We start from the raw sequence: 23,217 nt of genomic DNA on the forward strand, positions 1-23,217 counted from the left end.
CCGCTGCCTGCGAGTAGCTCACAAGCTGAGAGGGGATGTTTCCATGTATACACCAGAATTGCAAGAAGTCATTCGTTTGTCCAAAGATTATAATCTAATCCCAGTCGTGCGTCATTTACTAGCAGATACTGAGACGCCTATACGTGTTTTTCAGCATTTATATCAAGAGCCCCGTGCTTTTCTATTAGAAAGCGTAGAGGGAGGAGTGAAATGGGCCCGTTATTCCTTCATCGGCAGCGATCCTTTCTTGATGATTACGGCGAAGCATGGAAAAACAACGGTAGAAACCCAATCCGAGAAAAAAATCACGGATGAGAAACCGATCGAAGTGTTGAAAGCTTATCTTCGTTCCTACTCCAGCCCTCAGCTTGCGGATCTTCCGCGATTTACAGGCGGTGCTGTTGGATTCTTCGGATATGACTTATTGCAATACTATGAGAAACTACCCGCTCATCAGATTGATGATTTACAAATGAACGATATTCAATTCATGTTCTGTGATCAGGTTATCGTGTTTGATCATTTCAAACAGCAGATTAAAGTGATTGCAAACATCCATGTTCCTCCATATGCAACGGATGCCGACATCGTTAAAGCCTATCAAGCAACCTGCGAGAAAATTGATGGGACAATCGAGAAAATCAAACGTCCTTTGGGGTCAGATACGATGACACACAATCCAATCGTGTCAGAGCCTGAGTTAGGCGAGATCCGCTCCAATATTACGAAAGAAAAATATATCGCCAACGTCAACAAAGCGAAGGAATACATTCGTGCCGGCGACATTTTCCAAGTCGTACTTTCGCAGCGTTTTGAGATGGAAACAACAGTTTCACCGTTACAGGTGTACCGTGTGCTTCGTACAATGAATCCTTCTCCATATATGTATGTGTTGAAAATGGATGATGAGGTGATCGTTGGAACGTCTCCTGAGCTTCTTGTGCGTGTGGAAGAAGAGAAGGTTGAAACGCGGCCTATTGCTGGAACAAGACCTCGTGGCAAAACGCCAGAGGAAGATCACGCACTAGAGCTAGAATTGCTAGCCGATGAGAAAGAACGTGCCGAGCATTTGATGTTGGTTGATCTAGGGCGTAATGATATCGGACGTGTTTCGGAATTTGGTACTGTCAAATGCGATACCTTCATGGATATTGAACGGTATTCGCACGTGATGCATATCGTTTCGAATGTATCTGGTAAAATAGCGAAAGATAAAGATTTCTTCGATGCTTTCCTTTCATGCATGCCTGCAGGTACGGTGTCTGGAGCGCCGAAGCTCAGAGCAATGGGAATCATTGCAGAACTTGAACCCGAATCTCGAGGTTCGTACGCAGGAGCGATCGGTTATCTTGGGTTTTCAGGGAATTTGGATACCTGTATTACGATTCGTACGATTGTTTTCAAAAAAGGTAAAGCATATGTGCAAGCTGGAGCAGGCATTGTATGGGATTCCGTTCCAGAGAACGAATATCAAGAAACCGTGAACAAAGCGACGGCTTTGCTGAAATCAATTCGAATGGCAGAAGCCATGTTCAGTCCTGAGCCTAGACCTGTTAGTGATATTAACAAAGATTATTTTGTTAACTCTTAGAAGGAAGGGGAATAAAGAACATGAGCGGATTGAGTTCGATACAGCAAGCACTTGGAAAAGTAATCAGCGGTAGTCATTTGTCCCGGGAAGAAGCGAGAAGCGTCATGTCTGAGATTATGGATGGAGCGGCTTCACCTGCGCAAATTGGGAGTTTATTGACGGCGCTGCGCATCAAAGGGGAAACTTTTGAAGAAATTACCGGTTTTGCCGAGACGATGCGGAGTAAAGCGCTGCAGGTGAATGTACACCAGAGCGATCTCCTTGATACGTGTGGAACGGGTGGAGATGGTGCAGATACGTTTAACATCTCAACTTCTGCTGCCATTGTCGCATCAGCAGGTGGTATTCGTGTGGCCAAACACGGTAATAGAGCGATGTCGAGTAAAAGCGGGAGCGCTGATGTCTTAGAAGCTCTTGGCGTAAAGATTACACTGAGTGGTGAACAAGCAGCGAAGTGTCTGGAACGGACGGGGATTTGCTTCATGTTTGCGCAAGCCTATCATCAATCGATGAAGCATGTCGCTGCGCCTCGTAAGGAGCTCGGTTTTAGAACGGTTTTCAATTTACTTGGGCCGCTAACCAATCCTGCGGGTGCTGATCGTCAAGTTCTAGGCGTCTTTGACAGAAACAAAACAGAGATGCTAGCACAATCGCTTCAAGCACTAGGCCTAAAACGAGCGCTGGTTGTGGCTAGCGAGGATGGCTTAGACGAATTCAGTATCTCGGCACCTACCAAGGTGACAGAATTGAAATCGGAGAACATAAGCACCTATACCGTAACGCCGGATGATTTAGGTCTTCGTGCACATAGTATCAAAGATGTAGCAGGTGGAGATGCTTCACTAAACGCTGAAATTATTCGCCATATTTTTGCCGGTGAAAAAGGACCATACCGTGACATCGTGCTTGCGAATGCAGCAGCGTGTTTCTATGTAACCGGTCATGTAGGCACTCTTCAACAGGGAGTTAAATATGCAGCGGAAGTTATTGATTCGGGACGCGCGGAGCAGAAATTGAACGATTTAATCCAATACACAGGAGAATTATGCCATGTTTCTTGATAAAATTGTTGCTACTAAGCGTGTAGAAGTCGAAGCTATGAGCAGCTTTTCAATTGCAGAGGCGGAGAAGCTGATCTCGCTGCTTCCGCCTTGCTTAGGCTTTGAGCAAGCGCTGACGACTAGGAAAAACCGCGCAATGGGGCTAATTGCCGAGGTGAAGAAAGCATCACCGTCCAAAGGGTTAATCCGTGAGGATTTTGAACCGGTCAGTTTGGCTCAAGCTTATGAGCGTGCAGGCGCAGATTGCATCTCGGTTTTGACCGATGTTTCGTATTTCCAAGGGAGCAATGACTATCTGCAAGCTGTGCGTAAAGCGGTGAATGTTCCACTATTGCGTAAGGATTTCACGATTGATCCTAAGCAAATTTATGAAGCAAGGCTTCTCGGTGCGGATGCTATTCTGCTCATTGCTGCGATTTTAACTACTGACCAAATGAAATCGTATCTAGCACTAGCGAAGGATCTTGGCTTGGATGCACTAGTCGAGGTACATGATCGTGAAGAGCTGGAGCGCGCACTGGAACTGGATACCCAACTGATCGGTGTGAATAACCGGAATTTGAAAACATTTGTAACGGATCTAGGAACAACGGAAGAGTTGATTAAGTTAATGCCTAAGGGTAAAACGGTCGTAAGTGAAAGCGGGATCTCCTCCGTTGCAGATATGGCTTATGTAGGGCAAGTTGGCGCACAAGCCGTGTTAATCGGGGAGCATTTCATGCGACAGCCGGTCGTTGAGCAAGCCGTTCATGATTTGATGGGTGAGCTTGTCAAAAAGGCTTAGGAACAGGGAAGAAAGAGGCGAATTTGATGGCTGTGGGAACGATTCCAACGGTAAAAATTTGTGGACTTCAAAGCGTTGAAGTGTTAAAATCAATCGTACATTTGCCGATAGCTCATATCGGCTTTGTTTTTGCACCAAGCAAGCGCCAGGTTACGCCTGAGAAGGCTGCAGAGCTGATTGCATACTTGAAATCAGAAGAGGCAAATGGACAGACAATTCCGCGTACAGTCGGTGTTTTTGTCAATCCAACGAAGGAGCAGTTGATCGAGATTTTAGCGGTTGCTCCTTTAGATATCGTCCAACTTCATAGTCAGGAAACGCCGGAATTTTGTGGGTGGGTCCGTGAACATTTCGGAGTAAGCGTATTTAAATCTGTTTCCATTTCGAAAACAGAAGATCGGGTCCCCTCATTGGCAGAGGTGGCTGCACAGCTCGATTCATATATCGGAACTGTGGACGCCGTTTTATTAGATACCTTCGACCCTATTTATGGGGGCGGTTCAGGAACAACTTTTGCCTGGGATTGTATTCCCGTGTATCAAGAATGGGCGCGTGCCGCTGGTGTACAATTGCTAGTTGCTGGCGGACTTCGACATGATAATGTAGATCAATTAGTGAGTGCCTATGGTCCAGACGGCGTTGATGTATCGAGCGGCGTGGAGACAGATGGTGTGAAAGATATTGCGAAAATAACCGCGTTTGTGGAAAGGGTGACCCGTAAGTGACACAAGTACCTGATCAGCATGGTAGATTTGGCAAGTTCGGAGGCCGCTATGTGCCTGAGACTTTGATGAATGCCCTACATGAGCTTGAAGAAGCTTATGCGCGATATAAAGATGATCCTGAATTTATTGCTGAGGTTCGTTATCTGCAAAAACAGTATTCAGGGAGACCTACGCCGCTGTACTATGCAGAGCGCTTGACTGAGCTTCTAGGCGGAGCAAAAATTTATTTAAAACGTGAAGATTTAAATCATACAGGTGCACACAAAATTAACAACACCATTGGACAAGCCGTGCTTGCAAAACGTATGGGAAAGAAGAAAATTATCGCAGAAACTGGCGCTGGTCAACATGGTGTTGCCTCTGCTACCGTAGCGGCGTTGATGGGCTTTGAATGCAAGGTATTCATGGGTGAGGAAGATACGAAGCGTCAACAATTAAATGTTTTCCGTATGAAATTGCTAGGCTCCGAAGTGATTCCAGTTACTTCAGGAACTCGTACGTTGAAAGATGCCTGTAACGAAACACTTCGCTACTGGGTAAGTAACGTGCAAGATACCTACTATATCCTTGGATCAGTAACAGGCCCACATCCTTATCCGATGATGGTTCGTGATTTCCAACGTGTGATCGGGGATGAATCCCGAGAGCAAATTTTGGAAACCGAAGGTAGATTACCAGATGCGGTTGTCGCTTGCGTAGGCGGAGGCAGTAATGCGATGGGGATCTTCTATCCTTTCGTCCAAGATGCTTCAGTCAAATTGATTGGTGTTGAAGCTGCAGGCCGTGGCGTGAATACAGAGGAGCATGCAGCAACCATGACCAAGGGAACGCCAGGCGTATTCCAAGGTTCTCTCAGTTACTTGCTTCAGGATGAGTATGGCCAAGTATTGCCAGCTCACTCCATCTCAGCAGGTTTGGACTATCCGGGAATTGGTCCTGAGCATGCTTACCTCAAAGATTCGGAGCGTGCGTCCTATTATCCGATTACGGATCAGGAAGCATTGGAAGCACTTCAGTTGCTTAGCCGCACGGAAGGCATCATACCAGCACTAGAGAGCGCACATGCGATTGCCCATACGATGAAATTAGCGCCAACGATGTCGAAGGATCAAATCATTATCGTAAGCTTGTCCGGACGCGGCGATAAAGATGTGGAATCCATTATTAGTTATCTAGGCGAGGGGGTATAGGCGATGAACCGTATTGATAGTCGTTTTGCAGAACTCAAAGCGCGCGGTGAAACCGCAATGATTCCCTTTCTAACGATCGGTGACCCATCGATTGAGGCCTCGTTAGAGCTTATTCTAGAAATGGAACGAGCAGGCGCTGACTTAATCGAGCTTGGTGTACCTTATTCGGATCCGCTTGCAGATGGTCCTGTTATTCAAAGATCCTCCGAGCGCGCCTTAAAACGTAAGATTTCCATCTTTGATGTTATTGATGTGGCTCGACAAGCGAGAAGCCGAGGTTCCGAGCTGCCTTTCATCCTTTTTACGTATTATAATCCGGTACTGCAAATTGGTCTGGAACGTATTTTCAAAGTGATGCAGGAGAATGAAATCAGCGGCATTATTATTCCTGATCTTCCGTTAGAAGAAGATAGTGAGACTAAAGCGATTGCGGAGAAATATGGTGTTCATTTGATCCCGCTAGTCGCTCCAACATCGAATGAGCGGGTTCAACGTATTGCTTCGGGGGCTCGCGGCTTCGTTTATTGTGTGTCTTCTCTAGGTGTAACGGGCGAGCGTGCTGAATTTTTTGGTGGGATTGAGGACTTCCTTACTACCGTTCGTAATGCTGCATCTGTACCCATTGTTGTAGGGTTCGGCATTTCGTCGCGTGAGCAGGTTGAACGCTTTGAGAAGCTGTGTGATGGTGTTGTTGTGGGGAGTGCGATTGTACGCACGATTGAAAGTGCATTGCCACATTTCGAAGCAGATGCAGCTCATCCGGAAGGTCTTTCGCAAATACGCAACTTTGTAGGTCAATTGAAACGTTCGAACAACTAATTGATGAGGTGACTTCATGAAACCGAAACAAACGATTATACATCTACCCGTGTACCAACCAGGTAAACCAATTGAGGAAGTGAAGCGTGAGCTGGGGCTAACCGAAGTCATTAAGCTTGCTTCTAATGAGAACCCATTTGGTTCTTCACCGCATGTCAAGGCGGCCATTGAAGCGGAAATAGCCAATATTAGTCTATATCCGGATGGAGGGGCTGTACAACTAACGGAAGCTGTAGCAGCATCCTTGGGTGTTGAGACGAATCAACTTATTTTTGGCGCAGGCTCAGATGAAGTCATTCTTATGCTGGCTCGTGCTTTCTTAGTGCCTGGTGATGAGTCTGTTATGGCCTCACACACATTCCCTCAGTACAAACACAATTGTGAAATCGAAGGTGCGATCTCCATTGAGGTGCCATTGAAAGATGGAACACATGATTTGGATGCAATGGCAGCTGCGATTACCGATCGCACGAAAATTATTTGGATTTGTAATCCGAACAATCCGACGGGAACGATGAATACGGATGCTGAAATCAAAGCATTTCTAGCCAAAGTCCCTCCACATACGATTGTAGTTCTGGATGAAGCCTATTGTGAGTACAACACAACGGGTGAGTTCCCAGATAGTATTGAACTTATTGGTCAATACAAGAATGTCATTTCCTTGCGCACCTTCTCCAAAATCTATGGGCTGGCTTCACTTCGCATTGGATACGGAATTGGACATCCCGATGTCATTCGTTCCATTAATCAAGTGCGTGAGCCATTCAACACTACGCGTTTCGCACAAGCCGCTGCCCTTGCAGCGATCAAGGATCAAGATTTCATCGCGAGCTGCCGCGAAGCGAATACGGCTGGTTTGAAGTATTTGAAAGATCAGTTCGAATCCCTTGGCCTGCAATCATTCCCCGCACATGGTAACTTCATCATGGTGGACGTATCTCGCCCTGCTGGAGACGTGTTCAATGGCTTAATGCGTCGCGGTATTATCGTTCGTGGTGGACACATGCTCGGATTCCCGACATCGCTGCGAGTCACGATTGGTTCAAGCGAGCAAAATGCTAAATTCATTGCGGCTTTAACGGAAGTTCTTGCTGAGGTTCCTGTTCAAGCCTAATTCAGAGGATAAAGGTTGATTCATCTCATGACGAAAATCGCGATATTCGGAGTAGGGCTGATTGGTGGATCACTCGCCTTATGCTTCAAAGGAAAACCTGACTATACTGTTGTTGGTCATTCACCTAATCCGAATTCTGTTCAGAAACTACTGAAACGGAATGTTGTTGATTATGCAACAACAGATATGGCCGAAGCTGTAGATGGGGCTGACTATATTTTTCTATGTGTACCTGTAGGTAATCTAGAAGAGTATGTGCAGAAGCTCATGAAGCTGCCATTGAAACAAGGCTGCATCATCACGGATGTGGGCAGTACCAAAGCTTCAATCACAGAAAGCGCAGCAACACACTTGAAGGAAGGCTACTTTTTTATTGGCGGTCATCCGATGGCAGGCTCTGAGCGGCATGGAGTGGAGGCGGCTTCCTCACATTTGTATGAGAATGCGTTTTATGTGTTGACACCTGCTAAGGGCACACCTCAAGCTGAAGTTGATCGTCTTTCAAGTTTGCTTAGTCAAACTAAGGCTCAAATCGTTCAAGTCGATGCTCGTGAGCATGATGATATTGTTGGCGCAATCAGCCATTTACCGCATATCATCGCGGTGGCACTTGTTAATCAAGTAAGAGGGTATAACGAGAGTAATCCGTTGTATCAAAATTTGGCTGCTGGAGGCTTCCGAGATATTACTCGGATTGCCTCAAGTGAACCGACGATTTGGCGGGATATCCTAGTTAATAATCGTGATGTTTTACTCAAGCTGTTGAAGGATTGGAATGTGGAGATTTCCCGATTCGTTAACCTGATCGAGCAAAGCGATGGAGAAGGTATTGCGGAGCAGTTCCGTATTGCAGGTGAATTTCGCAGCAAATTACCAGAACGTCGAAAAGGTGTCCTCACATCCTTATTTGATATTTATGTTGATGTTCCAGATCACCCAGGTATCATAGGCTCAATCACATCGTTACTTGGAAATGAACGAATCAACTTGAGCAATATTCAAATTATTGAAAGTCGTGAAGATGTTCCTGGCATTCTTAGATTGTCTTTCCGTAGTCAAGAGGAAGCGGATCGAGCTTCTGAGCTGCTAGGCAAAGAATATGCGGTGCATGTTTAAATTCTTACTCTTAATAAGCCTTGGACTCCCTTGTGATTTGGTATCCTGCCAAAGCGAAAGGAGTCTTTTTTTATTTCTGTAAACGGATTCACAGGTCTAAAGCCTCATGCTATAATGGGTCTTATTATTTAATTATAAACTATTTATTGTTATGGGGCGGTTGATCTGAAATACCGAATGCTGATAGTCAGCTTGTTAACAGTCATGATTGTTCTTCTTAATTTTTCTCCCATTTTAGCAAGTGCCAAAGATGTGTATTACTCCAATGAGGTTGCTGTTCTTGTCTATCATCATATTGACGAACATGATCAGAGCTCGGTTACAATCACTCCTAGGTTGTTTGAAAGGCAACTCGTATCGTTGCAACGTAAAGGCTTTCAGTTCATTACTTTAGATCAATTTAAGGATTTTAAAAGCAAAGGTAAGGCCATTCCGGATAATGCACTGCTCGTTACATTTGATGATGGCTATGAAAGCTTTTATACCAATGCATATCCTATTCTCCAAAAACTTCATATCCCTGCAGTGAATTTCGTCATCACCAAAGATCTGGACGATCCCAAGAGGCCAAAGTTGGCGTCTTTATCCAAGGATGAGATTAGAAATATGCGTAAAGAAGATGCCGATATTGAATTCCAAGGCCACTCGGATGAGCTACATGCGATGAAAGATGGTAAACCAATGCTTTCCAACAAAATTATTCAAAATGGAAAGCTAGAAACGGATGCTGAATTTAAATTTAGGGTTGTAGAAGACACACGTATTTGTATTTCTAAGCTTAGGGAGTTAAATGCTTCAAAAGATGTGGATTCCTATGCTTACCCATTTGGCAGCTACGATGATACGACAATTTCGTATTTACAAGAAGCAGGAATCCAATACGCTTTTACGACGAAAGCTGGAATGGCTTCTGAATGGACGGATCCGATGCAAATTCCGCGAATCAACGGTGGAAGTCCCTTTGTTCGGCCGCATTCCATAAGCAATTTGATTAAGAAAGCGAAGAGAGAGCAATCTCAATTCGCAAGTGCGAAGTGATCTTTAGTAAACGTTTTCAAAAAAGTGTTGACAGAATGAAACCGTATACATATAATAAAAGTACAGTATGGTTTCTCTCCACTCCTATCCGATAATCGCACCATAAGTGCAACCGCCGATTCGGCGGTTTTTTTTTGTCTATTTTGCATTTTAAAATACATATAAAACGAAAGCCTTAGCATGTCGATGGTATATTAGTGCTATAAATATGAACTTTATCCAACAATTTGTCGAATCTAGCAGGAATCTCGTGCCCAATCAAGAATAAGTAATAGGCTAATTCTTTGCTCTATTTGGTATTCATAAATTTTTTACAAATAATCGCAACTTTTCACTCCAACGCAAGTAAAACAAGTAGGAACAGTTGGAGTGGTACCCGGAATCGCGAGGAGGGTCGCCACGTAATGACCGATTCCCAATTGATTAGAGAAATCAAGGATGGAAATGTTCAGCTTTATAACGAGCTTATGCGTCGTTACGAGCGTAAAATCCTTGCATTTATTTATCACATGCTCAAGAGTACACAGATGGAAGCAATTGCAGAAGATTTGTGTAACGAAACTTTCTATAAAGCGTACCGCAGTTTGCATTCTTTCCGTGAGATCGAGGCATCTTTTTCTACGTGGTTATATACGATTGCCCGTAATACCGTATTGAGTGAGCTGCGCAAAAATAAAAGTGTCCAGGTGTCGTTGGAGCAAAGTGGTCTTACGCCACACGCTTCTTTTGATGCGATGCCAGAGCAGGCGATGTTGAGGAATGAGAAGGTATCCATGGTTCGCGATGCGATCAATAGCTTACCTGAAAAGCAGAGGTCTGCCTTGATTTTACGTGAATATGATCAGATGGATTATCAGGAAATTGCCAACATTTTAGGCCAAACCGTTAGCTCGGTGAAATCTCTCCTATTTAGAGCGAGGGCATCTGTCAAGCTGCACCTGGATCCTTATTTCAGTGAACCAATATTCGAAGAATCGAAGGGATGACAAGCGATGAAGTGTAGTGAGATCCAGGAATTATTTGGAGTCTACTGGGATTTACCGGATGATGACCTGCGTCGTACAGCAGTTGATAAGCATTTAGAAACTTGCGACTCCTGTGGAGAGGAATTTCAAATATGGGAAGAAAGCATGATTCTCATTCGGACAGCAGCGACAGACGAAGAGTTTACAGACTTTGAGCCTGTGGTTTCTTCGAAAGTAATGAGTCGTATTTACGAGGATGAATCCTGGCGTATTCCAGTTTCAGAACGGATGTACACGATTTCTTATAAATTAAGACGTAATTTAACTGCAGTAATTGCATTTTGCTTAGCTCTTTTTGTATTTAGCTTTTTGTTTGCCATTGTTTATGATGGTTCCCCTCAGTCGACGATGGCTTCCGCGGATAACTCACTATATGATTTAGAGGCACCGCAAGCATTGAAGTCAAGCGGTACAGAATCTATGAATGGTCACAAGCTGGGTGATGCGGTTGCGAGTTTGAATCCCAGCTTTATGGAACCTTTACGATTTCATGTTGGACCCATTCACTCGTATCCTCATTATTTATTAGTCGTATCCTTACTAGGACTAGTAGCAACTATTATCATCATGAACTGGTTATCACGTACGAAAACATAATGCTCCTAAAGGAGCATTTTCGCATTTAAGCGCTGGAGGTAAAGTAATGACAACTATTGGATTCATTCGCCACGGAAGTACAGAATGGAATCGCCTAGGCAAGCTGCAAGGTCAGTTAGATACTGACTTAACAGATGAAGGCAGAGAACAAGCAAGATTGCTGGGGTATCGATTAGCGCAAGAACATTGGGACGGAATCATCTCCAGTGATTTGAAGCGAGCAAGTGAAACCGCGCACATCATTGCTGATCTATCTGGTATTCCGCTTCTACGCACAGATAAACGCTTGAGAGAGCGTAAATACGGGCTGGTCGAAGGGACTACAGTCACAGAACGCGAAGAACGCTGGGGAGCCGACTGGAAGCTTCAGGATCTGGGTCAAGAGTCTGATAGCCAGCTATGGGCACGATGGTTAGAGCTAGAGACTGAGATTTTGAATTCTTATCCGAATAAGAAGGTGCTATTAATCTCTCATGGTGGCTTTATCGTTCAAGTGCTTCGTGAACTGAAGTTAAATCAAGAGGAGTTTCTGCAAAATACGTCATTGACCCTATTATTGCGACAAGCTGATCAATGGGAACTCCAGTTATATAATTGCTTAACTCATTTGCAAACGTCATCGGAAACGATGATTTAAAAGAAAGCATGACTCGATCAGAGTCATGCTTTTTTTGTTGTTCATGGAATATTTTCGGAAAAAAATCCCATAATGGTTACTAGAAACATCGGGGCCAATAGCTCCGCCAGATGGGAGATGTAGGATGGAAATGAACCTAGCGGATATGCTCAGTTATGCCGATATCCATGAATTAGGCCGAATTGCACATACCTACGAGTGTGAGTGTAATGGTCATTCTAAGAATGAATTAATCCAATCGATCCTGAGCACGGCCATGCGCAAAGAAGTATTCGAAAAGCACATTAAAAGTCTTAATTTGGAAAACATTCGATTCCTCAATTCGTTACTCTCCGATCCTCGTAATGCTTTCAGTTTGGAGGAGCTCATCGCTAGAGTCCAACAGTCACGCTTTCAGAAGGAAGACTCAGAAGCATGGAATCCTCGGGATATGATCCTTAAATTCAAGAAATTAGGTTGGTTATTTAACGGGTATTCACAGCAAACCAAATTCTTGTTTCATGTCCCATCAGATTTAAAGCGGAGATTTAGTGATGTTCTGGCGAATCAATTCAAGCAAGCTTTGGTAAAAACAGAGGAACCAACGGTTTATCGTGATGAGCAATTACTTCTAGTTGACGACATCTTTCATTTCTTAAGGGCAGTTGCGGGGCAGGAAAGTCCATTAACAGCAGAAGGCTTTATGTACAAAAGACAACTTGGGCAACTCCTAAGTACTTTATCCGTACAAGAAGCGATGGTCCCAAAAGGAACATGGCGATTCGGCTACGGACGTATGTTTAAAGAATATCCGAATCGATTTTCATTTATTTATGACTATTGCTATTACCACCAATTAATTAGTGATCATGACCTGGCACTTCGAATTACCGAAAAAGGTAAGGCACGATTAATGGAGGGGAAGAAGGAGTCAATTACGGATGTGTACACATTTTGGTTAAGGCTTTACAAAAATCCAATCCCCAATTTGCAAAGTCTATCAAGCTGGTTAGAACGGCTTTGCGATCAATGGGTCACGATGGCTTCTCTGGTAGAGCTGTTTAGTAAACTCGTAAAACCGTTTTATTATGATAGCTCGGAATCCATTGTCGAACAGCGTATCCTTCAAATGATGTTGCACTTGGGGTTGATTCGGATCGGGGAAGATCATACATATGGTGCTGTCGTCCAAGTCACTAAGCTTGGCTCCAAAGTCATTCGAGGCATCAGTATTGCAGAGGAAGACAAAGTAGTGCTCTTTTAAAAAACTGGGTACTAACACATTCCCGTTCAATCGGGCTTTTGAATGAAGCGTTGAATTAGTGAGTGAATATGATGTAGTAGGAGCATAACAACGGGTTGGCACACACCAAAATGCAGACACATATTTTTGCGAAAAAGAAGCTCCTGACAAACCGCGGACAACATTTGGAGGTAGGTCTCATGGGAAAAATGAATGTATCTAACGATGCGCTGCTGGCACTTTTCGCGGAAATGATTTGGGATAATGCCTTACGCAAATATAGAGAAGAAAGTCTTTATAAGGAAATTGACAGCGCATTGGCTAAGGGAGATCAAACATCCTTTCTAGCGCTAACTTCTGAACTAAGGATTTTACAATCACTAGGGTAACCATAAGCTGCGCATTACATCGTATCAAACGAAGACATGTGGAATTCATTCCCATGTCTTTTTGATGCGTCCATTCGTGATTGACAGGTTAGAGAGGACGGATTAAAGTACAAGTTGAGCTTGTGCTACATAGCCCATGCTGTTTTGGTAAATGCTAGGGAGGCGTGAAACCTTGAAGTTTAATGATATTGTTGCAAATGAATGGACAGAATTGAAACCCTATTTGGATACTTGTCTACTGCCTATAACGGGGTTGACAGGATTCGAGGATCCGATGCAAGTGACCACGGCATTGGAGTATCTGCGAGATGTCATGGATGTTATTGAGATGCCATACAAAGGCAGAGTTGTTACCTATCCAGCTCTTCACTACATAGCGGGTGCAGAACCATGTGAACAATTGGAAGGAATCGCTCATCAATTAAAGAAATCAGGGTTTCGTTACATAATCGTGATTACCTTACATGCGGAAGCTGTTGCTTGGAAATCAAGAGAAACGGATTTGTTGATTGTTGTCGATAAAGAACAATGGGCAGGTCAATCCGACCTCATTAAATCAGGTATTTCCAAACAAGTACAGCAACTTTGGTACCCTGGAGATTAACTTTGGTGATGTCGTGTATTATTGGAAAAAAAATGTGCAAGATAAGGGTAGTAATGGATGAATGTGGCTTCCAAAAAGTTGTGACAATTTCGTTAAAATTTGTCCGAAAGCGAAGATTTCAATCCAATAAAAGGAGTTATGAATTCTTGACGACCTAGTAGTCGTAGGCTATTATTAGAAATGTCCTAGTTATGTAGTGTAATGTCGAACGACACGTGATAGAGGTAGCTGATGTTCGAGAGGGTTCGGACTTTAGCCAATGTAGGAGGGTAGACCTGAGAATGAGTGATCATAACAATCACAAGGAAGAACAGCATGGGAAGAAACCCGGGACCAAACGCGAAATGTCTCGTCGACAATTTCTTTCTTATACCCTTGGTGGCGCTGGTGGATTCATGGGAGCCGGAATTATCATACCGATGATTCGGTTTGCTATTGATCCAGTCCTTCAGCCAAAAGCAGCATCGGACTGGGTTAAAGTTGTCGAAGAAAGTAAAATTACGAATGTTCCACAAGCGTTTACGTTCCAAGTCCATCAAGTAGATGGCTGGTACGAAAGTGATGCTGAGCTAGTAGCATGGATTTCCAAAGACAGCAAAGGTGCTCTTTTTGCGTTAAATCCAACTTGTAAGCATCTTGGTTGTACCGTTAACTGGAACGATAACCCTGCTTACAAAGATCAGTATTTCTGTCCATGTCATGGTGCGCATTATACGCAAGACGGCAAGAACCTTGCAGTAGCACCTAAACCGCTAGACGAATACACAACAAAAGTAGAGAATGGTTTCGTGTATGTTGGACAACTGCATGCTAACACTAGAGTATAAGGGGGCGTCACGATCAGATGTTTAAAAACGTATACAACTGGATTGACGAACGTCTTGATATTACGCCTATGTGGAGGGATGTAGCGGATCACGAGGTACCAGAACACGTTAACCCTGCTCATCATTTTTCCGCATTCGTCTACTGTTTTGGCGGATTGACGTTTTTCATCACAGTCATTCAAATTCTGTCAGGTATGTTCCTAACGATGTATTACACACCTGATATTATCAATGCTTATGCAAGTGTTGATTACTTACAACATAAAGTAGCTTTCGGTGTTATCGTCAGAGGTATGCACCACTGGGGAGCTAGTTTAGTTATCGTAATGATGTTCTTACATACCCTGCGCGTGTTCTTCACAGGATCGTATAAAGCTCCACGTGAAATGAACTGGGTAGTAGGCATGCTCATTTTCTTCGTTATGTTAGGTCTTGGTTTTACGGGATACCTGCTTCCATGGGATAACAAAGCTTACTTTGCAACACAAGTAGGTATGAAAATTGCAGCATCGGTACCATTCGCTGGTCCGTACATCGAAACATTGCTGCAAGGCGGAAGCATTGTTGGTGCACAAACACTAACACGGTTCTTTGCTATTCATGTGTTCTTCCTGCCTGGCGTTCTGCTCGCTTTGCTTGCCGGACACTTCTTCATGATTCGCAAACAAGGTATTTCCGGACCGCTATAATTTAGGGAGGGGCGAATAGCGTGGCGCATGGTCATAAGTCTGATGAAAAAATCGTTTACGTAGGGGATTCCCGCGTAATAAAGAAAACGCAAGAACAACGACTCATTCCTAAAGATTACTCTGCTTACCCAGGTAAATCTGAAGCCTTCATTCCAAACTTCTTGTTGAAAGAGTGGATGGTTGGTGTCGTTGTCTTGGTCGGGATGCTAGTACTAGTTATGTCCGACCCAGCTCCGTTAGGTTATCCTGCGGATCCGAAGAACACAGCATTTATTCCGATGCCTGACTGGTACTTCTTGTTCATGTATCAATTGCTGAAGTATCCATACACATCGGGTAGCTACGTTGTTCTTGGAGCGGTTGTTGTACCAGGTTTACTCTTTGGTGGCTTACTTCTGGCTCCGTTCCTGGATACAGGTAAAGAGCGTCGCTTCTATAGAAGACCAATCGCATCAAGCCTAATGATTTTATCTTTGATTGCTTGTACATACCTAACGTACACGTCTTGGTCACATTACCAAGTCGAGCTTAAAGAGAAAAATATTATTCCAGAGCACATTAAGCGTGAAGAAGAAATGCACGCGAACAAAGGTGCTGCAGCTGGTACAGGCGCGAAGAAAGAAACGAAAAAAGCTGCTGCGATCGTTGCTGCAGATGATCCAGGTGCTGCGATCTTCGCTAAAGCTACTTGCTTAGCTTGTCATGGCGCGGGGTTAAAAGGAATGCCAGCTTCTGGTGTACCTGCTTTGTTAGGTGTAGGCGATACACATACGAAGGATGACATTATGGGTATCATCAAAAATGGCAAAGGCAACATGCCTGCCATGTATAAGCCTAATATTGATAAAGGCTTAACAGATGCCGATATCGATAAATTGGCTGAGTGGTTATCCAAACAAAAAACTCAATAAGAACAGAACCTGGTCGCGAAAGTGATCAGGTTTTTTTTGAAAATATAAGACGTTCTATGTTTCGAACTTGATTCTTAAGGAGAAGGAGGAGCCTGTATGTCCGTTTCCTATTTTTGGAGCAGAGACTTCTTACTTAGTAAGAAGATGCTATGGTTGCTTTTTATAAGCAATTTGCTCGGGACAGTTTATGGCTATGAATGGTACTGGGCACAGATGGTCGATACGATTGCAGAGAGTCCAGTGTGGTATGTGTATTTTGTTCCAGACAGCCCGACGGCCAGCCTGTTTTTCACACTATCAATAGGCTACTTAATCTTGGATTCCTCCACTTCCAGGCCTGCGAGTAAGCTATACAGAGCAATACGCGGCTTTATTGAAGCCTTTGCACTAATAACATCGTTTAAGTATGGGGTTTGGGCGGTTACGATGATTTGGGCAGGAGCCGCACAAGGGGCATCCGTAGGATGGGACGGCTGGATGCTGACTGCTTCTCATTTAGCTATGGCTGTGGAAGCGCTGTTATTTGTTCGTTGGTATTCTTACCGCTTGCCTGCCATCGTACTTGTAGCGATCTGGACGTTCTGGAATGACTATATGGACTATGAAAAAGGCGTCTTTCCTAGGTTACAGCAAGAACTTCACCCCTATTTGGGTACGATTCAATTCTTTACGATTTGCTTGAGTATCATTGGAATATGGATCGCCGTTACATGTCTATTGCTGAGAGAGAAAAGAATGTTGAAAGCAGCCTCTTGATGGTCTAAAGTGGGACGAACCTCCATATGATGATGGTGAAGGAGGGATGTCCCATGTTTTTCGCTAGAACCACTAGAGGGCTGGCGTTAACGCTTGTATTCGGCGTTGTCCTTAGTTTACTTGCGGCTTGCGGTGCAAGCCAAAGTACGGTTGGACAAGCCAATAAGCCAATAGACCCAGCGCAATTAGAGCGGATCAACTTTTTGAATCAAATCGCGGAAGACATGTACACCATGACCATGTCTGGTCAAGTAGCTGAAGCGAGAAACAAGTTGATTCAAATTTCAGATCAAATTCCGAAAATTTCTTTTGAAGGAATTACGTCCGTTGAGGGCTTGAATGCTTTGACAGAAACCGTTACTGGGGCAATGCGAGTATATAATGCGGCCAACTATTCGCCAGCAGAAGGACAACTTGCTGTTGCCAAAATTCGTCTAGCCACAGATGCACTCTCACACAAGAACCAGCCGATGTGGCTGCAGTACTATAAGGTATTGCAAAATGATAGTCAAATGCTCAGTCAACAAGTAAAGGCAAATAAGCAGCAGGAAGCCATTGAGGAATTTGGAAAGTTGTCACAGCATATTGCTATTATTCATCCTTCATTAATTATTAGCCGAGATGCTTCATCCATCGAAAAGCTGGATTCCTTATTAGTCTTTATCCGCACGAATGTGAACACCAAACCAATGCCTATTAGGCAGCTAGAAGCTGGATTGGTGAACCTAAACATGGTGCTGGACGACCTTTTTATGAAACACAAAGATGCTCTTGCCTACGTACCCTTTACGGATCCAAATCAGCCGATTATCTGGTCGCTCAGTATGGGATTCATCATTGTAGGTGTCTTATCTTATGTTGGTTGGCGTATGTATCAATCGGGGCAACATATCGTACCCATTAAGCAAACAAAGGAAAGTGAAAATAGATAACAAAAAAGTGGGTTAAGTTAGCTCAAAGAGCTGCTTAACCCACTTTTTTAGGTTTGTCATCGATGGGAGAGTTCTTAATGCGTTTTGAATCCTTCGCCTATGACCTCATGTACATCTCCAACAATGATGAAAGCGCGTGGATCAACCGCATGGATTAACTCCCGCAGTCGTCTGGTTTCATGCCGATAAACGACACAATATACAACTTCTTTAGAATTGCCTGAGTAGGCACCTCTAGCGGGGAATAGCGTCACTCCTCGGTCTAGGACTTTGGTGATGGACTCGGCTAAAACACTCGGCTGTTCACTGATAATGGTAAAAGCTTTCGCGGCATAAGCGCCTTCCGATATGTAATCAATTATCCTTGAAGTTACAAAGACGGCAACAAGGGAATATAGCACTTTTTCTTTCGGCAGGTAAATAAGTGAAGAACCAATAACGACGACATCAATGATGAGAATGACTTGTCCGACACTCCAACCTCTTTTTTTATGTCCAATGCGAGCTAAGATATCAGAACCCCCGGTCGTTCCGCCGAACCGGAATACAAGCCCAAGTCCTGTTCCGAGTGTAATCCCCGCATAAAGAGTAGCCAGAAAATAGTCTTGTGTTGTGTGGAAAGGGATGATCCAACCCATGTGAATCAGCCATTCCATCACCCATAGAAAAAGTGAAAGACAAACAACACCGAAGATCGTATATAGCATGGGACCTTTACCGAAATTCCGCCATCCCAAGTAAAATAAGGGGATATTAAAGATCAGTGTGGAGAGGGATGGCGGTACATTGAGTACATATTTGAGTAATAAGGAGATACCCGTCAAACCGCCTTCCATCAGTTCATTGGAAATGACAAAGTAATGCAAGCCAAACGCATAAATCGCGGTTCCGATCCCAATACCCAGTACATTCAGAAATTGATCAGCGAACCTTTCTTTGAAAATCATGCTTATTCCTCCATGCCTAAGATACTTTCTAAATCTAACAAAAAATTTGTCAACTTTTCTCGTTTAGTTTAACATAAGGAGGATAACCTTTGTGAAGAAGATGGAAAGAAGGATGCCGATGTCAGAACGCACACTCAAAGACCTGCAACAAGAGGTTGATACTTATATTTCCCAGTTTAAGGAAGGATATTTCAGTCCCCTGTCCATGCTGGCGAGAATGTCGGAAGAAGTTGGTGAATTGGCGCGTGAGGTGAACCATTCTTACGGTGAAAAGCCGAAAAAAAGTACGGAAGCGGACAACTCAATCGAGCTGGAGTTAGGCGATATTTTGTTCATTACGATCTGTTTTGCCAACTCACTTGGCATTGATTTGACGGAAGCGCATGACAAAATCATGCACAAATTCAATACACGAGACGCGGGGCGTTGGACTAAAATTAACACCGAAACGAATTGACCTTCATAAACTAAACCATCCCCACTTATCGGGAAAACCGCTAAAGGCAAAGGAGGATGGGCAGATGAATGGAGAAAATCAAATACAGAAAGCATACGAATCCATACTTGGGCATGATTTTGAAAAGGCCATTGAATGGTTTGAAAAAGCAATTGCTGAAGAACCAAACAATGCTGCCTATCACCACAAACTATCGATCACATTCGCGAGAAGCAATAAACTCATTAAAGCGGTGGAACATGCGTCAAAAGCCATTGAACTAGAACCAACAAATGAAGCATTTCGCTTCCATTTACAAGTGTTGAATGCACGAGAGCTCGTTGAACAAGCTAGAAGACAGCTTACGAATCCATCGACGCATGCGGAACGCGCTATTTTTCTACTTAAAGAAGCGATTGTCCTTGATCCGCTCGCGATTGAAGCGTATCTTATTTTAGGGGAAGCCTTCGCATTGAGAAAAGACTATACGAGAGCTTATCAAACTGTCATGGAGGCTATTCGTTTAGAGCCGCATCACGAACTTGCTAAGCAGCATGCTACGATCTATCAACACAAGATGAAATCAGAAATGGGCCCGAAACAAAGATAAAGGAGATCCACACAATATGGAGCGAAAAATACGAGTAGCAGTTATCGGTGCAAGTGGAAGAATGGGGCGGGAGGTCGTGAAAACCGTTCTGCGAGAATCCGACATGGAATTAGTTGCAGGGGTTAGCCGTACCTCCGGCCCAATTGATCTGGGAAAAATGGTTGGTATGGAAGAATGCGGTATCCTGATGGGTAACGATATCGAGCAGGTGCTGACAGAATCCAAACCAGATGTATTAGTTGATTTTACAGGGCCGCAAACGGCGGTTTCACATACAAATCTTGCGATTCGCCTAGGGATTAGGCCCGTGATGGGGACGACAGGTTTCACCCCTCAGGCTATTGCTGAATTGGACATGTTATGCCGAGATAACCATATTGGCGGATTAATTGCACCGAATTTCTCCATTGGCGCGATTCTGATGATGAGATTTGCTGCCCAAGCTTCAAAATATTTCCCACATCTAGAAATTATTGAGTACCACGGGGATCAAAAGCTAGACGCACCTTCAGGTACAGCTGTCAAAACCGCTGAACTCATTTCTGAAGTGCGTGAGGAAATTCGTCAAGGTAATCCGAAAGAAGAAGAAACAATTGAAGGTTCCCGCGGCGGGTATTACAATGGATTCAGAATACATAGTGTGCGTCTCCCAGGTGTATTTGCACAACAAGAAGTCATTATGGCAGAGCAAGGCCAAGCGCTTAAAATTCGACATGACTCTTATGACCGCGCCGCATATATGCCAGGTGTGGCGATTGCCGTTCGTAAAGTTATGACGTATACCGGAATGATTTATGGATTTGAGCATTTTATAGATTAAAGACCCCTAGGAGAGTGGAAGTCAGATGTTAAACATCGCACTTATTGCCCATGATCGGAAAAAAGATGAAATGGTGAATTTCGTTACGGCCTATGAGCATGTTTTCGAAGGTCACAAACTATATGCAACTGGTACGACAGGTACGCGAATAATGGAAAATACGCAATTAAGTATTCATCGGTTTATGTCTGGGCCACTTGGCGGAGATCAGCAGATTGGTGCGATGGTGGCAGAAAATGAAATGGATTTTATCATCTTCTTACGTGATCCATTGATGGCTCAACCACATGAGCCTGACATTATAGCATTGCTTCGCTTATGTGACGTTCAGGGGATTCCGTGTGCCACGAATATTGCAACAGCAGAGTTGCTTGTAAGGGCGCTTGATCGTGGAGATTTTGCGTGGAGAGAACTCGTACATAAATATAAGCCAGGTATAGAGTAAGATGAGTGAACAACTGGATATTCTCATATTTGGTGCCCATGCAGACGACGCTGAGATTGGGATGGGAGCTACCATTGCCAAGCATACAAAGCGTGGACTGCGAGTTGGACTCTGTGAGCTGACGTATGCGGAGATGTCCTCGAATGGGACAGTTGAAACCAGACTTGAAGAAGCAGATGAGGCTGCGAAGATTTTAGGGGTTTCAGCTCGCACGAATCTAGGATTACCCGATCGAGGGTTATTTGTCACAGCAGCGAACATCGAACGGATTACGCAAGAGATCAGGAAGTTTCGCCCGAGAATCGTATTCGCCCCATATTGGCAAGATCGTCATCCTGATCATATTGCGTGTTCAACGCTTGTTCAGGAGGCGGTTTTCAATGCGAAGCTGCGCAAATATTTACCGGAAACAGAAGCTGTGAACGTTGAGCAACTATTATTTTATTTTATCAATGATGTGTATGAAGCGAATGCAATTGTAGATGTAACAAATACTTACGATATTAAAATGGCAGCCCTGCGTGCGTACCGGTCACAATTTGTAACAGGTACGAACACGGTTGCGACCCCACTCAATCAAGGTTATGTTGAACGTGTAGAAGCTCGTGATCGACTCATGGGTCAAAAGCGTCAATTTACGTACGCCGAAGGGTTCGTTTCCAAACTCCCTTTGGTGATAGAACATTTTGATTGATTTGATTGATCTGAAAGAGGTGTGAGATGAAAGACAAATTAAAGATTGGTATTACGTGTTATCCGACGCTAGGCGGCTCAGGCGTTGTTGCGACAGAGCTTGGGAAGCTGCTTGCTGAAAAAGGTCACGAGGTTCATTTTATTACACATAGCATGCCGTTTCGTTTGGGCAAATTTCATAAAAACATTTATTATCATGAAGTCGAAGTCAGTCAATATTATGTCTTCCGTTATCCGCCGTATGATCTTTCACTGGCCAGTAAACTAGCTCAGGTTGCCAAAATGGAAGAACTTGATTTGCTGCATGTTCACTATGCGATTCCTCATGCTGTCTGCGCTTTACTTGCGAAACAAATGGTAGGTTCGAACTTGAAGGTTGTCACGACTTTGCACGGAACGGATATTACAGTACTGGGGCAGGATCAATCGATTTCGGATCTCATCCGTTATGCTATAAATGAAAGTGATGCCGTTACAGCTGTTTCCAAGGATCTGATTAAAGAAACAAGGGAACTGTTGGCGATTGACCGTGATATTGATCTAACCTATAACTTTGTTGATAAACGGGTGTATTACCCGCGAGATATATCGAAGCTGCGAGGCGAATTCGCGCGACCGGATGAGAAAATTCTCATTCATATTTCCAATTTCCGACCAGTGAAGCGGGTGCAGGATGTTGTGGATATTTTCGCAAAAGTTAGCAAAGAAGTTCCTTCGCGACTCTTATTCGTTGGAGAAGGTCCGGATCTGTCGAAAATGATTTCGAAGGTGAAGGAGCTAGGGCTTTCGGATAAAGTAACGTTCTGCGGGAAGCAGGATGATGTGGCTCAAGTGATTTCCCTTGCAGATGTCATGCTGCTTCCTTCCGAGAAAGAAAGCTTCGGCCTTGTCGCGCTTGAGGCGATGGCTTGTGGCGTACCGACAATTGGATCGAATGCCGGTGGGATTCCAGAGTTAATTACTCATGGTGAAACTGGGTTTTTGGCCGAAGTAGGAGATACGGACCAAATGGCCGCGCATGCTATCAATTTGCTGAAAAATCAGGTGCTGTACGAGCAAATGGCGCAAAATTGTTTGAATCGTGCGCGATATACGTTCTGTAACGATATTACGACGGTTCAATATGAAGAAATTTACTATCGCGTGTTAGGGAGAGAACTCCCTGAATCACATCGGATTTCAGCCTCGTCCTGTCAGTAAGGATACGAGCTGGCTAGGAGAATTATGCCGAATGCA

General features: G+C 44.0%; 27 protein-coding genes. 26 read left to right on the forward strand and 1 reads right to left on the reverse strand.

Annotated features, from left to right (window positions below; all coding sequences use genetic code 11):
* The first annotated feature begins 43 nt into the window (after nucleotides 1-43).
* The 20 genes from trpE (at nucleotide 44) to AC58P7_RS04465 (ending at nucleotide 18,030) form a co-directional block, all read left to right on the forward strand.
* Complete coding sequence (gene trpE, locus AC58P7_RS04370; RefSeq protein WP_497340215.1) at nucleotides 44-1,591, forward strand: anthranilate synthase component I; 1,548 nt, start codon at nucleotides 44-46, stop codon at nucleotides 1,589-1,591.
* Nucleotides 1,592-1,611: 20 nt separating this feature from the next.
* Nucleotides 1,612-2,652, forward strand: coding sequence for an anthranilate phosphoribosyltransferase (gene trpD, locus AC58P7_RS04375; protein ID WP_497340217.1), 1,041 nt, complete (start codon nucleotides 1,612-1,614; stop codon nucleotides 2,650-2,652).
* Nucleotides 2,642-3,436 carry an indole-3-glycerol phosphate synthase TrpC gene (trpC, locus tag AC58P7_RS04380; protein WP_497340219.1) on the forward strand — a complete coding sequence of 265 codons (795 nt, stop codon included), beginning with the start codon at nucleotides 2,642-2,644 and terminating at the stop codon, nucleotides 3,434-3,436. The genes trpD and trpC overlap by 11 nt, the downstream gene beginning before the upstream one ends.
* 26 nt (nucleotides 3,437-3,462) lie before the next feature.
* Complete coding sequence (locus AC58P7_RS04385) at nucleotides 3,463-4,161, forward strand: phosphoribosylanthranilate isomerase (RefSeq protein ID WP_497340221.1); 699 nt, start codon at nucleotides 3,463-3,465, stop codon at nucleotides 4,159-4,161.
* On the forward strand, nucleotides 4,158-5,351 hold the full coding sequence (trpB, locus tag AC58P7_RS04390; protein ID WP_497340223.1) for a tryptophan synthase subunit beta: 1,194 nt from the start codon (nucleotides 4,158-4,160) through the stop codon (nucleotides 5,349-5,351). Before AC58P7_RS04385 ends, trpB begins: the two co-directional genes overlap by 4 nt.
* A gap of 3 nt (nucleotides 5,352-5,354) precedes the next feature.
* The gene (gene trpA / locus AC58P7_RS04395; RefSeq protein WP_497340225.1) at nucleotides 5,355-6,170 is read left to right on the forward strand and encodes a tryptophan synthase subunit alpha; all 816 of its coding nucleotides are present in this window, start codon (nucleotides 5,355-5,357) and stop codon (nucleotides 6,168-6,170) included.
* 16 nt (nucleotides 6,171-6,186) lie between these two features.
* On the forward strand, nucleotides 6,187-7,287 hold the full coding sequence (gene hisC, locus AC58P7_RS04400; protein ID WP_497340227.1) for a histidinol-phosphate transaminase: 1,101 nt from the start codon (nucleotides 6,187-6,189) through the stop codon (nucleotides 7,285-7,287).
* 27 nt (nucleotides 7,288-7,314) lie between these two features.
* A complete protein-coding gene (locus tag AC58P7_RS04405) occupies nucleotides 7,315-8,403 on the forward strand; it encodes a prephenate dehydrogenase (RefSeq protein ID WP_497340229.1) in 1,089 nt (362 codons plus the stop codon).
* Between the two features lie 177 nt (nucleotides 8,404-8,580).
* The gene (locus AC58P7_RS04410) at nucleotides 8,581-9,441 is read left to right on the forward strand and encodes a polysaccharide deacetylase family protein (protein WP_497340231.1); all 861 of its coding nucleotides are present in this window, start codon (nucleotides 8,581-8,583) and stop codon (nucleotides 9,439-9,441) included.
* 404 nt (nucleotides 9,442-9,845) lie between these two features.
* Nucleotides 9,846-10,427, forward strand: coding sequence for an RNA polymerase sigma factor (locus AC58P7_RS04415; RefSeq protein ID WP_310223509.1), 582 nt, complete (start codon nucleotides 9,846-9,848; stop codon nucleotides 10,425-10,427).
* A gap of 6 nt (nucleotides 10,428-10,433) precedes the next feature.
* Nucleotides 10,434-11,063 (forward strand): anti-sigma factor family protein, encoded by a 630-nt coding sequence (locus tag AC58P7_RS04420; RefSeq protein WP_497340233.1) that lies wholly within the window; start codon nucleotides 10,434-10,436, stop codon nucleotides 11,061-11,063.
* A 46-nt stretch (nucleotides 11,064-11,109) separates the two neighbouring features.
* Nucleotides 11,110-11,700: a histidine phosphatase family protein gene (locus AC58P7_RS04425; RefSeq protein WP_497340235.1), complete on the forward strand. Its 591-nt coding sequence runs from the start codon at nucleotides 11,110-11,112 to the stop codon at nucleotides 11,698-11,700.
* 130 nt (nucleotides 11,701-11,830) lie between these two features.
* Complete coding sequence (locus AC58P7_RS04430; protein ID WP_497340893.1) at nucleotides 11,831-12,943, forward strand: hypothetical protein; 1,113 nt, start codon at nucleotides 11,831-11,833, stop codon at nucleotides 12,941-12,943.
* Nucleotides 12,944-13,122: 179 nt separating this feature from the next.
* Nucleotides 13,123-13,311, forward strand: a complete 189-nt coding sequence (locus tag AC58P7_RS04435; RefSeq protein WP_497340237.1) for an IDEAL domain-containing protein — start codon at nucleotides 13,123-13,125, stop codon at nucleotides 13,309-13,311.
* 172 nt (nucleotides 13,312-13,483) lie between these two features.
* Nucleotides 13,484-13,915 carry a DUF2487 family protein gene (locus AC58P7_RS04440; RefSeq protein WP_497340239.1) on the forward strand — a complete coding sequence of 144 codons (432 nt, stop codon included), beginning with the start codon at nucleotides 13,484-13,486 and terminating at the stop codon, nucleotides 13,913-13,915.
* Between the two features lie 281 nt (nucleotides 13,916-14,196).
* Nucleotides 14,197-14,742: a Rieske (2Fe-2S) protein gene (locus tag AC58P7_RS04445; RefSeq protein ID WP_497340241.1), complete on the forward strand. Its 546-nt coding sequence runs from the start codon at nucleotides 14,197-14,199 to the stop codon at nucleotides 14,740-14,742.
* Nucleotides 14,743-14,759: 17 nt separating this feature from the next.
* Nucleotides 14,760-15,431 carry a menaquinol-cytochrome c reductase cytochrome b subunit gene (gene qcrB / locus AC58P7_RS04450; protein WP_028554311.1) on the forward strand — a complete coding sequence of 224 codons (672 nt, stop codon included), beginning with the start codon at nucleotides 14,760-14,762 and terminating at the stop codon, nucleotides 15,429-15,431.
* 20 nt (nucleotides 15,432-15,451) lie between these two features.
* A complete protein-coding gene (locus tag AC58P7_RS04455; RefSeq protein WP_497340243.1) occupies nucleotides 15,452-16,342 on the forward strand; it encodes a c-type cytochrome in 891 nt (296 codons plus the stop codon).
* Nucleotides 16,343-16,438: 96 nt separating this feature from the next.
* Nucleotides 16,439-17,098 (forward strand): DUF1405 domain-containing protein, encoded by a 660-nt coding sequence (locus AC58P7_RS04460; protein ID WP_497340245.1) that lies wholly within the window; start codon nucleotides 16,439-16,441, stop codon nucleotides 17,096-17,098.
* A 53-nt stretch (nucleotides 17,099-17,151) separates the two neighbouring features.
* Nucleotides 17,152-18,030, forward strand: a complete 879-nt coding sequence (locus AC58P7_RS04465) for a sporulation protein YpjB (RefSeq protein WP_497340247.1) — start codon at nucleotides 17,152-17,154, stop codon at nucleotides 18,028-18,030.
* A 74-nt stretch (nucleotides 18,031-18,104) separates the two neighbouring features.
* Here AC58P7_RS04465 and AC58P7_RS04470 read toward each other — a convergent pair whose 3' ends face one another.
* On the reverse strand, nucleotides 18,105-18,977 hold the full coding sequence (locus tag AC58P7_RS04470; RefSeq protein ID WP_497340249.1) for a YitT family protein: 873 nt from the start codon (nucleotides 18,975-18,977) through the stop codon (nucleotides 18,105-18,107).
* 118 nt (nucleotides 18,978-19,095) lie between these two features.
* Between AC58P7_RS04470 and AC58P7_RS04475 the strand changes: the two genes are divergently transcribed.
* From AC58P7_RS04475 to bshA, 6 genes are all read left to right on the forward strand, one after another.
* Nucleotides 19,096-19,434 carry a nucleotide pyrophosphohydrolase gene (locus tag AC58P7_RS04475; RefSeq protein WP_056616948.1) on the forward strand — a complete coding sequence of 113 codons (339 nt, stop codon included), beginning with the start codon at nucleotides 19,096-19,098 and terminating at the stop codon, nucleotides 19,432-19,434.
* 64 nt (nucleotides 19,435-19,498) lie between these two features.
* Nucleotides 19,499-20,023, forward strand: coding sequence for a tetratricopeptide repeat protein (locus AC58P7_RS04480; protein ID WP_497340251.1), 525 nt, complete (start codon nucleotides 19,499-19,501; stop codon nucleotides 20,021-20,023).
* Nucleotides 20,024-20,039: 16 nt separating this feature from the next.
* Nucleotides 20,040-20,843 (forward strand): 4-hydroxy-tetrahydrodipicolinate reductase, encoded by an 804-nt coding sequence (gene dapB, locus AC58P7_RS04485; protein ID WP_497340253.1) that lies wholly within the window; start codon nucleotides 20,040-20,042, stop codon nucleotides 20,841-20,843.
* A 25-nt stretch (nucleotides 20,844-20,868) separates the two neighbouring features.
* The gene (locus tag AC58P7_RS04490) at nucleotides 20,869-21,288 is read left to right on the forward strand and encodes a methylglyoxal synthase (RefSeq protein WP_497340255.1); all 420 of its coding nucleotides are present in this window, start codon (nucleotides 20,869-20,871) and stop codon (nucleotides 21,286-21,288) included.
* Nucleotide 21,289: 1 nt separating this feature from the next.
* Nucleotides 21,290-21,982, forward strand: coding sequence for a bacillithiol biosynthesis deacetylase BshB1 (gene bshB1 / locus AC58P7_RS04495; protein WP_497340257.1), 693 nt, complete (start codon nucleotides 21,290-21,292; stop codon nucleotides 21,980-21,982).
* Nucleotides 21,983-22,008: 26 nt separating this feature from the next.
* Nucleotides 22,009-23,181 carry an N-acetyl-alpha-D-glucosaminyl L-malate synthase BshA gene (bshA, locus tag AC58P7_RS04500; RefSeq protein ID WP_497340259.1) on the forward strand — a complete coding sequence of 391 codons (1,173 nt, stop codon included), beginning with the start codon at nucleotides 22,009-22,011 and terminating at the stop codon, nucleotides 23,179-23,181.
* The last annotated feature ends 36 nt before the right edge of the window (nucleotides 23,182-23,217 follow it).

This window comes from Paenibacillus sp. J22FR5 (assembly GCF_059691975.1).